Genomic DNA, 13,758 nt, shown 5'->3' with positions numbered 1-13,758 from the left:
AATAGAGGATGAATAATCAAAAAAGAACCCCTGAAAATGCTGTCAATAACATTTTTAGGGGTTCTTTTTTTAAGGCAGAATCTACTAAAAAGAAATCTCTTTATTGTTCTTCACAAATTCCTTTATGAAAGCATACAGTTTCATAAACTCTTTATCATTTTTAAATAAAGGGTTACTTTGAAGTTGTTCTAATATTTTCTGAGGATTTCTTTCATTATAATCAAAACCTTCTTGAATATCATTATTCTGATTCACAAAATCAGTGGTTTTTCTTTCAAGTATTTTTGCTTGAGATTCATTTCTGATAATGTTATTTTCAAATACAGTTTTCATTGGAAATGTTTTTCCCCAATCCTGAAATTCTACCACATGATTTTCCATTTCATTTTTTTCCTTATTAGGAATGACAATGATATTATGATGGATAGAAGTATTTTTAACAGGACCTGTGATATGAAAAGTAGGAGCGAAATAGCGTTTATTATGCGCTTTATAAGGTCGGATACCATCGTTTATACTCAGATTGTATTTCACAATAGTGTTTTCCGTTCCCATATTCATCGGCTCACCTAACTTAAATCCATTGTTACAAATTAATATAAAGCCCCCCCAATTATCAAAGCTTAAATTGTATTGAAAAGTTGTATTCTTACAATTAAAATCAGAATCATAACCCTGTCCATCCCATTTTGCTCTATGGTCGCTAACACTGTTGAATTGTATTAAAGTATTGTCACTGCTCCAAGGCCAAATACCGGCAGCAGCATCACCTATAGGCATAGAATCTATTCCTTTACGGATAATATTATATTCTACCAATGCACCATCGCAACCTATAGGAACAATGCCATCGCCAGGGATATTTTCTATAAGATTACCACGAATTACGACATCTAAACTAGGATACCAGTTTGTTCTCATAATGTTTCCTTTAGAATTGATGGCATTTCTTTCACAGTGGTGCAAATAATTATTCAGAATCTGTAATCCAACAAAGCGAGTTTTTACTTCTTTCCCCATGTTCTGCCATAGAATAGCAGAACCGCCGCCTTTTTTCTTTTCAAGTAAACCATTGACATCAAATATTTCTAAGTCTTCTAGAACAATATGATGACATTCTCCAAAATCTTCAGCCCTAACCACAACACCTCTTCTCCTAGACTTGGGTTCTCCTCCTTTATTAGTGATTTTGAGGTTTCTTACTTCCCAATATTCCACATTATATAAGTAAAGAGCAGATTCTTTTAACCCCATTCCATTAATTTGAGGCTTTTCTCCCTTGCCATATCTATCAATTTTAATCACGTTCTTTTTATTGCCAGAACCTTTTGGCATTAATTGTCCATCATAAGTAGTGCCCGACGCAAACAGAAGAACATCTCCAGGTTTAAACGTTTGTTGATTGACCTTCCATATCGTCTTCCAGGCGGTATTTTTTGAATTACCATTGTTTTTATCATTTCCGGTGTTTGCATTGATGTAATAGGTCTTTGCAAAAAGCACCTGTGAAATGAATAAAAAGGCTAAAATTAAAAATCTTGTTTGTCTCATTGTTTAGTTGATTTGATTAGGAGTATTCCAAACTACTTGTTTCATTTTCACTTCGAATTCTTTGATCAGTTTTTTATACTTTTTTTCATTCGCTAAGTTGTTCCACTCTTCAGGATCTTTAGATAGATCGTAAAGAAATTTTTTGCCATCTGGAGTAATTGTAAAACGATATTTTTCAGTAACTACACCATAGCTATCTTTAGCACATGTATATGTGATGTCTTCCCAATTTTTATCTTTTCCATTTAATAAGGGCACTAAACTATTACCATGTAAAGTGATTTCTTCTTTTGGTTGGATACCGGCTAATTCCATAATTGTTGGATACAAATCGATGTTCTGTACCACGTTATCAACTTGTTTACCCTCTTTAGATTGTGGTAATTTGATAATCATTGGACTTCTCAAAGCTACATGATATCCCGTATTCTTTCTCCATTTGCCATGGTCTGTAAGGTGGTAACCATGATCCCCCCAAACAATAATGATTGTATTATCATAAAGCCCTTCATCTTTTAGTGCCTGAATTACTTTACCCATTTGAGCATCAGCATATGTAGTACTCGCCATATAGCCGCGAATTAATTTTTGAGCTGTTTTATCATCCACACCCTCATTCCATATTTCAGAACCTTTTCTACCTTGATAAGGATCTTTGGTTAAATCTCTATCAGCACCTTCAGGAACATAGGCCAACTTTCCGGCATCCTCTGGATACATATCGAAGTATTTTTTAGGAGCTACCCAAGGCATATGAGGACGAGCAAAGCCACATGAAATCATAAAAGGCTTATTTTTATCCCTATCATTTTTTATGTAATTGATAACCGCATTAGCTGTTTTTCCATCTGTTAAAATATTATCTTCTCCATCTACAGAGGCGTACATAAGTGAGCCTGGTCCGGCTCCTTTCTCGTGGTAAATATCAATCTGATCCTGACGACCACCAATCTCCACAATTCTTTTTTCAATTTCTGGTCCTCCATCGTGAAAATCACCTTTCCAAAATTTACCGGCAATATCCCAAGCATCTTTATCATTGGCAGGAACTTTACCATGATAGAGTTTTCCTCGAGTGGCCGTCCAATAACCATTTTCTCTAAGTACTCTAGGCCAAGTATCTTGAACCGCAATTTTTGCTTCAAATTGCTTTTTCCCTTTCACTAGTCTTTTATTATCAAAACGTATTCCTGTAAGTAAGGCAGCTCTAGAAGGATGACAAAGTGGATAGTTGACATATGCTCTATTGAACTGAACTGCTTGATCCGCCAATGCATCGATATTCGGAGTGATAGGTTCTGGCTCTCCATAAGCTCCAATCTGAGGTCTTAAATCATCAAAGGCGATAAATAAGATATTGGGCTTCTCTTGTGCAAAAGAGAGCAGTGAAAAATTCAGAATTAAAAATGTCAGAAGTAATAATTTCATAATTCAATGTTGGTTATGTTGATAAGTAGTCGATAATATTTTATATGTAAATTTAGAATAGAGTTTAAAAGGTAAGGAGCATATATCAGTCAATTAATTGTAAAGGATGTTGATATTCGTCGTTTTTAATAGGATTGATCGATAATTTTGACACAAATTCATCAAAGTAGGGCATTAATTAGTCATATATAATAGAAGATAGTAAATAAACGATATACACACTCATATATGAAATCCAATAATTACATTGCCTTTGAATTTGAAATGATAAAGATTTTTTGATATGAAATCAACTACCTTATTTCTTCTTAATCTTTTAATTTGTTCCCTTTGTTTAGGGCAGCAAAATGATTGGGAAAATGAAAATGTAACACAAATAAATAAAGAGGCACCACACGCAACATTATTCTTTGATGATGCAAGTGACTATGTACAATCGCTTAATGGAGAATGGGATTTTGCCTTTTATGACGATATATCAAAAGTGCCTGCCAATGATGCTCCAGATAAATGGGGTTCTATTCCTGTGCCATCAGCTTGGCAAATGCAAGGGTACGGCACACCATTATATACTAACATTACCTATCCATTTGATCTAAATCCTCCTTACATTAAAAGCCCAGAGGGTAATGCTGTAGGGTATTATCAAAAAGATTTTGAAGTAAACGAAACAGGAAAAGAGGTTTTTATTCGTTTCGAAAGTGTTTCTTCTGCTTTTTATTTATGGATAAATGGCAAACAAGTAGGTTATAGCCAAGATAGTTGGTCTCCTGCAGAATTTAATATCACTTCTTATTTAAAGAAAGGAAAAAACACTTTAAAAATGAAAGTGATACGTTGGTCAGACGGGAGTTACTTAGAAGACCAAGACGGATGGAGAATGAGTGGTATTTTTAGAGATGTTTTTCTTATTGAAAGAGCAAAGGTTCATATCAAAGATTATTATGCTGTAACATCAAATGTTTCTGATAAAAAAGCAGATCTAAACTTAGAAGTTGATATTGCACATTTTGAAACAGTGAATGAAGAGTATCAAGTAAAGTATCAACTATCTGATGGGAAAAAGAAAATTGTAGAAGGAGTACAGCCTGTGTCAAGTAATGGGAAAATCACTTTTGCAAAGACTTTAAAATCTCCAAAATTATGGTCGAATGAAAAACCTCATTTATATGAATTAACGATCTCTATTTTACAAAAAGGAGAAGTGATTGATCAAATTACCAATAAAATTGGCGTGAGAGAAATCACAATTTCAGACAAATCTGAAATCTTATTGAACGGTCATCCTTTCTTAATAAAAGGGATCAACTTAGTAGAACACGATCCTATTCATGGTAAACATGTACCGAAAAAGAGATTTGAAGAAATAGTAAAAAGGTTGAAGCAAACAAATATTAACGCCATAAGAACGGCACATTATCCCGCTACTCCATATTTGTATCAATTATGTGATCAATACGGCATCTTTATTATTGATGAGGCCAATGTAGAGTCTCATGGCTTTGGATATAAACCAGATGTAACGATTGCAAATCAACCTTCATGGCAAAAATCTCATGTAGAAAGAATGGAAGCCATGGTACATAGAGACAAAAACCATCCTTCAGTAATTATGTGGTCTTTTGGAAATGAAGCAGGCAACGGTATCAATATGGTAGCGATGCAAAAAGCAACAAAACAAATTGATACTACACGTCCAACTAATTACCACTTTGCTACAGACCCTTGGGCTCCAGATACTTTTGGAGGCGGTTTCCCTCATGTTAAGAAAAAGTGGGGGAGATATATTGATGTGCATGAATTGGAAATGGTGGGTAAGAAATTTACTGAAAGACCCTATTTAATGAATGAGTACGCACATGGTATGGGTAACTCTATGGGTAACCTAATTGAATATCAAGAAGTATATGAAAAGTATCCGTCTCTAATTGGAGGGTGTATTTGGGATTTTGTAGATCAAGGTCTTACTAAATCTATAGATGGAAAATGGGGACATCAGCTTGAAAATATTGAGGAGGCCAATCGCCAAGCTAACCAGCCCGGATCGAATTACTATTATGGTGTAGGTGGAGATTTCGGACATGATATGAGTACAGATTATAATTTCTGTATGAATGGTATTTTCATGACGGACCTATCGCCAACTCCTAAAAGCATTGAAGTAAAAAGAGTGTTTCAAAATATCCATTTCAAATTAACGGGAAAGGAAGTCGAAATTAGTAATCAATTTCTTACCACTGATTTATCCGAATTTAATTTCCAATGGCATCTATTAGAAAACGGAAAGGAAATCCAACAGGGGAATTTAAAAGTGAAACAAGCTCCGGCAACTAAAGCAGCGTATCTTCTTAAAAATATCAAAACAGATTATTCTCCTAACAATGAATACGTTTTGAAGATTTCTGCAACTACTAAAGAAAATGCTTTTTATGCGGAAAGTGGTTTTGAAGTAGCTTACGATGAGGTTGTTCTTCAGGAATATGCTTTTGCAAAAAGTGCTTTTGGTAATCAAAGTAATGTGGTTAAAACAGAATCAGATCAAGAAATTGTATTACAAGCCAGTCAAGTGAAATTAACTTTTGATAAAACAAAAGGGCAAATCGTATCATTTACAAATGAAGGGAATCAACTTATAGAAGGGCAGTTTAAATTAGCCTTTTATAGAGCAAATATTGATAACGATAAAAAAATTGCTCCTCAATGGGTAGTGGCTGGATTAGATAATATGCTTACTAAAGTACAAAGTATTGATTATACTGATGGAAAAATTGTAGTAAAGAAAATGCATAAGGCACATATGTCTAGATTTTCTTTTTATACCATAGAAACCATCGGGATTGATGATAATGGATTATTAGATTTAGCATTGGATGTAAAGCCAGTTTACAAGGGAGAAGCACCAAAATCTTTACCTAGAATAGGTTATGAAATACATGTACCAAAGTCGATGGATACAACAAAGTGGTATGGTAAAGGACCAGGATCTTCTTATAAAGATAGATTTAAAGGTATGACTTTAGGTGTGTATGCTGCATCAGTTGATGATCAGTTTATGAATTATGCCAAACCTCAAGAAAATGGGAATAAGTCTCAAGTAAGGTGGGTAAAAGTAGCTGATGCCACCTCTAAAAGTTCGATGTGTATTAAAGGGCCACAACCAATTAACTTTTCGCTAAGAAGATTTACAACTCAAGATTTATCAAATGCTTGGAGTACATGGGAGTTAAAACCAAACAACTTTAATGTATTAAACATAGATTTTGAACATGGAGGATTAGGCAATGGATCTTGTGGTAAAGATATTTTAAAGAAATATTATACCGAAGTTAAAGAGTATCATTTCGAAATTAGTATAAACAGTAATAGTATGTTAGGGATGTAGAATCCTTATTAACGAGTGATAAAACCCCTATATTTACCAAAAATATAGGGGTTTTGTGCTTTAACACAAAAATGACAATAATAACACAAATTCGTGCTCATAATTCGTGTTAGTTTTTGAAGAGTGTCCTTACAGGTGTTTCCCGATAGTGTTTTACATTTATTATAACAATTTCATGGATTTTAAATAGACATAAAATCTATGATTGATATAAATGAGACACTCTTTTTTATGTTATACACTTTGGGTATGAATATGATTAACACAAAATACACATAGAGCAATATGTTCAAATTAACATAGGAGGAGTTGACATAATCAGCAAAATAAATTGACAACCGATAATTAGGTACATCAGATTAGAATAAAAATTACCAAATGGTAAAAAATGGCACTATTTAAAGATTTATTTTACTTTGTTATTTTGTTAAAATTTAACTTTTTGGTACTTTCAAGTGTTCAAAATACATTTTTTAGGATTGTCCATTTTCTAAGGAAATGATTATTTTTTAATCTATCTGATGTTGACTTACTTATTATTTATTTACATGAAATGAAATTATACTACATACTGTTCTTCTTATTAACTATTAGTCTAAATGCATATTCCGATCAAAGAAATTTGGAATTTTCGCATGTCGATTTATCTGACGACAACATTCTATCTAAAAGAGTAAGATGCTTTTTAGAAGATGATAAGGGCTATTTATGGTTTGGTACTACCAAAGGTTTATATCGTTATGATGGATATGAATACAAAAAATATCTTTCGGAAAAGAATATTTGTGCTTTAGAATTGGATGAAGAAGGTAATATTTGGATTACATCTTTTAGAGCTCTTCTTAAATATAATTATGCACAAGATACTTTTGAGAATATCGATTTGCCTATAGAAAACTTCACGGCATTTAATATCAAAAAGTTAAAATCTGGCGAAATGTTCTTCGCTTCGAATCTAGGTTTTTGCCTCATTAACCCGAAAACTGAAGAGATTAAAAATTATCAAAAAATCCCAGGGTTAGAGAACGGCTTAAGCAGTAATATCATTAGAACTGTTTATGAAGACACTGAAGGGAATTTATGGATTGGAACACACGACCAACTGAACTTTTTTGATAGAAAAAATGAACGCTTTTCTAAATATAGAATTCAAAAGGAAAATGAATTACATAAAAAGAACAACCTAATTTTAGACATCATTCCTTATGATAAAAATGACGATCAATTTTTAATAATTGGCACCGAAACGGGTTTAGCTTTTTTTGATAGAAGATTAAAGACGTTTAAAAAATATACCTACTCTAAAAATGAACATAGCCTTACCAACAATGTAGTGAAGTCTATTTGTAGAGTTAGTGACGATGAAATTTGGATTGGTACTGGGAATGGTTTAAACATTTTTGATGTGAAAACTCAAAAGTTTGAAAGATTTTATGCTAGTTATCAAAACCATTTTTCTATTTCTGATGATCTGATTTTTAAAATCTATAAAGATAAAAATGGTATTGTTTGGTTAGGTACAAACAATGGAATTGATAAGATTGAAATTAAAAATGACACTTTTTTGACAAATCGTCTACCTCATTCAGAAGCATTTTTAAAAATGGGTACAACCGTTAAAAGTTTTGCTTTTGCAGAAAATGGAGATATTTGGTTGGGAACTATAAAAAAGGGTCTTATCAAGTATGATAAAAAACTAGATAAATACATTAATTTTCAGGTACCTCAGATCTTACATAGTGATGTCAAAGATATTCTTATCGACCGTAATCAGAACATTTGGGTGGCAACTCCTGGAGGTTTAAATTTTATTGATCATAAAACAGGTAAAATCTATGCTTATGTTGCTGATATAGGGAAGGAAGATGCGTTACAGACGGATTATCTATTTTCGATATCTGAAAGTAAAGACGGCGATATTTGGTTGGGTGGTATGAAGGGACTTTATAAAATAAATCAATTGGGAAACCACCAACTGGCTTTTAAAAATTTCACACATGACCCCACCAATAAAAATTCTATATCAGGTAATTTTATTGTAGATGTTATCTTTAACAATAATAATTCGCCTTGGGTATTAACCGGCAATGGTGCAGATATTTTTAATACCAATACAGGTTCTATCACACATATTCAAAAACCTGAAGGGAAAAAAAATCACTATTTAAATCAGGTACTTTTTAATGAGGATGGCTCTATCTTTATCCTAATAGGAAAAAACCTTTACAACTATAATGTTTCTACAAAAGAGTATGATTTGATCTTAACATCTGCTACCCCAATCAAAAGTTGTGTAAGAAAAAATAATGATTTATGGTATACTACTCATTCTAAATTAATTAAATATAATTTAGGCGATCAATCAGAGGTGATTTACTCTTCTCGATTAACAGGCTTGAATTCATATAATCAATATGCAGTTGGAGTGCAAAATGATAGAATTTATTTAGGTGGAGAAAATGGTTTTGTCAATTTTAATTACGGAGAGGTAAACATAGAGGCTAAACCTTCAAATGTTCTCCTTACAGGTATTAAAATTTTGAATACAAAGATTTATCAAAATCAAACATATAATGAAAGAGTGATGTTTGATAAGCCTTTTGATGAGCTGAAAAAATTAACACTATCACACGAAGAAAACAGTTTTACATTTAATTTTTCGACCTTAGATTTTAGAAAAGACGATAACTTATTCTATAAAGTAAAATTAGAAGGGTTAGAAGATGATTGGCAAGTAATTGCGGGCAATAGAAATGAAATTTCTTATGTGAAAGTAAAGCCTGGAAATTATACATTTATGATTCAAGTAACAGATAGTTTTGGCAACTATTCTGATAATATCACAAAGATTAATGTTGAAGTCAACCCTCCACTTTGGGCTACATGGTGGGCGAAATTGTTTTATTTTATTTTCCTTTGTGGTCTTTTCTATCTTGCACATAAGTTGACAGTTTCTAATATCAATTTTCAAAACAAATTTGAGCTAGAAAAAGTAAAAAGAGAACAAAGTGATGAGGTACACTCTATGAAAATGAAGTTCTTTACCAATGTATCTCATGAACTTAGAACACCACTGACATTAATTTCGTCTCCTTTAGAAGAATTAAAAGCATTGGAAGACGATAGACAGAAATTAAACTTATTGAATATCATCACTAGAAATACAGATCGTTTAAGTCGTCTAGTAAATCAAGTACTTGACTTAAGAAAAATAGATCAAGGTGGTGAGAAATTATCTTTAAGTAGTAATGATATTGTGAAATTATCACGCAGTATTATGCATGACTTCATGGATGCGGCACTTCAACGTAGTATTAATTTAAACTTCTACACCGATCAAAAAGAGTCGTTGATACTTTTTGATTTTGAAAAGATGGAGAAGGTGATCTATAACCTTGTCACAAATGCTTTGAAATATACTCCTGATAATGGAGAAATTAAATTAAAGTTAGATCAAGTTAAAGTCAAAAATCCGCTACAAGATGGTCAAATAGCAACTTATCAAAGAATAACAATCATAGATTCAGGGTTGGGTATTTCGAAAGAAAACCAAGATCAGATTTTTGAGCGTTTTGTGAACGTTAAAATGAATAATTTTATTGGTCAGCAAGGTACTGGTATCGGTTTATCTTTAGTGAATGATTATGTAAAAATGCATTCTGGATGGATTGATTTAAAAAGTGAAGAAGGAAAAGGATCTGAGTTTACGGTTTATCTTCCTTTAATCCATCAAGAAGAAGATACACCAACAGAAGAAATAATCGAAGATGTAGAAACTTCAATGAGTGTAGAGGAAGAAATGACTTCTATTGAGGAAGAATCTGACAATACACAACCAAAATTATTAATTATAGAAGATGATCGAGACATGCAAGAATTCTTAGTGCATTGTTTTGAATCAAAATATCAAGTAGTTACTGCAAACAACGGTAAAGAGGGTTGGGACAAAGCGAAAAAGCAAATGCCGGATTTAATTATTTCTGACTGGATGATGCCCGAAATGAATGGTATCGAGCTTTGTAACAAACTAAAAAGTAATATTCTTACCAATCATATTCCTGTTATTATTCTTACTGCCAAAGGAGGAATGGAAAATAAAATGGAAGGGATTGAAAAAGGAGCAGATGATTATATTTCAAAACCTTTTAATGTAGAATACCTACGTGTAAGAGTGCAGAACATAATTCATCAAAGAACTAAGCTCAACGAAAGAATAAAAAGAGAATTTGGAGTAGAAAATGAAGAAAATACAATGCCTTCATTCGAAGAAAAATTCTTAAATGAGGTGATGCAAGAAATCGAAAAGAACATTGATAATTCAGAATTTAACGTAAAATCGTTAGGTGAGTGTATAGGTATGGGGCAAACTAACCTTTACAGAAAGATAAAATCTATGACTGGAATGACAGTGAATGAATTTATCAGAACCGTTCGTCTGAAAAAGGCGGGGCAATTATTAAAAAATGGAGAATACAATGTTTCTGATGTAATGTACATGGTAGGCTTTACACACCGCTCTTATTTTTCTAAGAGTTTTAAAGAAATGTATGGCATGTCACCAAAAGAATACACTAAAGACGCTAAGTCTGCAGTAGTATAACATGAAAGAGAGGTATTCTTATCTTTAGATAGGAATAGCCTCTCTTATTTTTTTAGCTATGAATTGATATTTTTTCGACAATCATAGCACAGATTAATTTCTGTTAATTAAACACGAAAACGCTTCTATTTAACTTCTTCTAACTAGCTAAATTAGAGTTATAGTAATTGATAAAAGTCTCACATTAAAACTATTTAATAGAGAGCCATCAATAACTATAGTTTAATATGTAAAACCTTCAAATGAATCTCATATGAAGAAAACTCTAATAAAAAATAGCATAAAAGAGAAGGTCATCTGGAGCAGCCTTGTAGTAGGGGTCTTTCTCTTTATTATTCTATGTTTTGATTATCTATTGTGAATAATATCAAAAAATGCTACTCGAACAGTGTTAGAAAATTAATTTAAAAAGACATGTGATGAACATAAATCTGACAAAAATTAGTGTTTAATATACATTTAAATTATATGTCCTTTTTAAATAAAATACTGACAGCTGAAAATATTATTGAATGTTAAAATTGTAGTCATAAAGTAAGGAATTTTAATACGGGCCCTTAAGAGATCTTACTGATAAACAGATTATATATTTTTTAATAAAAACTACATGACATAATATTTACTCTTTAATCTGACACGAAATTTTTTTTACAATAAAGTAAACAAAGCAGCTTGCTAATAAATAGTCAATCTGCTTAAGTATGAAATAATTTGAATTAATGAGAATTATGAATAAACAAAAACTTAACTTCTGGATAATGATCCTGATGTCTTTTGTATTCACAATGAGTTGTGAAAGGACATCATTTATGGAAAGTACTGGTTTACCTTCCAATATTACGGTAAGAAATTTATCTTACCCTAGTATAGTTAATGCTAGAGCTTATAGTGCAATCACTACCTCTATTCCTACTATGGATTCTGATGGTGTTCCATGTGGTTTTACTATTGTAAGTGTAAGAAGTGAAGCGGATGGCGAATTGCCGCCAGAATATTTGGATGCTGTAGGGGTATCAAGTGCCTTTATGGATACTATTAGAGTTGCCGTTGAAATCACTGAAATTGGTGAAAAAGAGAAAGTAGACAAAGACGGAAATCCTGTTCTAGATGATGACGGAAACCCTGTAATTGTTACATTATATGATACTACTTTCCATGATACTCCACTAATGAACCCTAATGAAGCAGGTAAAATTACTATCGCAGATGGTAATATGTTTGGTGAAGGAGATTATCATTTCACTTTAGCAGTTACACCAATTACAGATAGTGATGAAAATACTCAGGTATTTAGAGATGCTTTTCATTTAAATGTAATGCCTCTTTTACCTATTGGTATTACGTACGAGCCAGTGCAACAAAACTTAGTTATTGGAACAGACGATAAGACAGTTACTCCAACTTTAAGATTCCCTAAAGATGTACCTAGTTATGATGTTAGATTTGAATTAACATCGGATACAGATAAAGTGATAATTAATGGAGAAACAGGTGAGATTTCTTTAAATCCTGAATTTACAATTACTAAAAACGTAGCTTTTACTCCATCTATTAAAGTCATCAGTAATGTTACCGAAGAAGAAGTAGATTTCGAAGGAAAAGAAGATATGTTGACTATAGTTATTTCATCTGAGAGACTGATCTTAAATGCAGGACCTCTTTTACCTCCTGCATTAATTTACATGCCATATGCACAAAACTTAGTTGCTGGTGGAGGAATGAAAACTACAGATGCAGACGTTTCTTCAGGTAATCCAAGTGTTACATTCTCTTTAGAAACGGAAGGTGATAAATTAGTAATTGATGAGCAAACAGGTGAGATTTCTATCAACCCTGCATATACATTAGATGTAGATCAATTAGACTTATATCCTGTTGTTAAAGTAACAAGTTTAGTGAGTTATGAGGAAAGATTATTTGAAAATAAAATAAGAGTAGTTCTTTCGAAAACAGCGGTTACATTACCAAAAACTGTATTTAATTTCTTCTATCCATCAATGGTAAACAAAGACGGATTTACAATTAATGCACCTGTAAGAGGGGGTGTTGGTGATGGCTTATTCTGGAAAACTAAAAAGAAACCAACACACGATTTTGCTGATGCCGAAAGACCAGCAGGTGTTGCTAAAGGACACTCTACTGTGATGCATAATCTAGTTTATGAACCAACAAGAAGTCCGTTGCAAGATTCTTGGATGGTAATGGATGCTCAAAACTTGACACAATATGATTCTCCAGGATATGATACAAAAGCCATCTTCTGGTATAAAAATGACTTAGTGTTGTATTTACCTGACGGAAGTGCTCCAGCTGATATTGAAATTTACATCACTTCAGATTACACTGGTGATGTAACAACTACAGAATGGACACAAGTAAATGATAAGATCAAATTTACTATTGAAGGTACTGGAACTGAATATACTGGAACACCTTATCCTGGTAATAATTTAGGAGAAGATCCTGAAGGTAAAAAAGATCCTTCTATTGGAGCTTATGAAAAGTGGTTAAGATGTGAATTAGATTTAGCTGATTATACTGCTGAAACTAAATTTACATTGGCTTTCAGATACAAATCTTACTATGAAGAAGAATTTGTTGAAGGAGTAGAATGGGGTATGTGTAGTGGACGATTTGTCTTCACTGACGTGAACTATAGAGCAGAAGAAAAATAATCTTCTAGTGACAACTTGTAACTGATATTATAATAATTGATCTAATCATTATTAAGTAGACTACAATAAAAATGGTGAGGGACCTTCCCTCGCCAGGTGGTCAGTTACTTTTTTAAACTTCA

General features: G+C 32.4%; 5 protein-coding genes. 3 read left to right on the top strand and 2 right to left on the bottom strand.

Annotated features, from left to right (window positions below):
- Positions 1–84 precede the first annotated feature (84 nt).
- Both NH26_RS24015 and NH26_RS24010 read right to left on the bottom strand, forming a co-directional pair.
- On the bottom strand, positions 85–1,551 hold the full coding sequence (locus tag NH26_RS24015) for a right-handed parallel beta-helix repeat-containing protein (protein ID WP_052431700.1): 1,467 nt from the start codon (positions 1,549–1,551) through the stop codon (positions 85–87).
- A 3-nt stretch (positions 1,552–1,554) separates the two neighbouring features.
- Positions 1,555–2,979, bottom strand: coding sequence for a sulfatase (locus NH26_RS24010; RefSeq protein WP_044217229.1), 1,425 nt, complete (start codon positions 2,977–2,979; stop codon positions 1,555–1,557).
- A gap of 283 nt (positions 2,980–3,262) precedes the next feature.
- On the opposite strand from NH26_RS24010, the gene NH26_RS24005 reads away from it, so the two are divergent.
- The 3 genes from NH26_RS24005 (at position 3,263) to NH26_RS23995 (ending at position 13,636) form a co-directional block, all read left to right on the top strand.
- Positions 3,263–6,361, top strand: coding sequence for a glycoside hydrolase family 2 TIM barrel-domain containing protein (locus NH26_RS24005; RefSeq protein ID WP_044217227.1), 3,099 nt, complete (start codon positions 3,263–3,265; stop codon positions 6,359–6,361).
- Between the two features lie 553 nt (positions 6,362–6,914).
- On the top strand, positions 6,915–10,961 hold the full coding sequence (locus tag NH26_RS24000; protein ID WP_044217225.1) for a hybrid sensor histidine kinase/response regulator transcription factor: 4,047 nt from the start codon (positions 6,915–6,917) through the stop codon (positions 10,959–10,961).
- Between the two features lie 728 nt (positions 10,962–11,689).
- Positions 11,690–13,636 (top strand): hypothetical protein, encoded by a 1,947-nt coding sequence (locus NH26_RS23995; protein WP_139263287.1) that lies wholly within the window; start codon positions 11,690–11,692, stop codon positions 13,634–13,636.
- The last annotated feature ends 122 nt before the right edge of the window (positions 13,637–13,758 follow it).

It is taken from the genome of Flammeovirga pacifica, assembly GCF_000807855.2.
GTDB lineage: Bacteria > Bacteroidota > Bacteroidia > Cytophagales > Flammeovirgaceae > Flammeovirga > Flammeovirga pacifica.
This window is presented reverse-complemented; position numbering and strand designations above follow the sequence as displayed.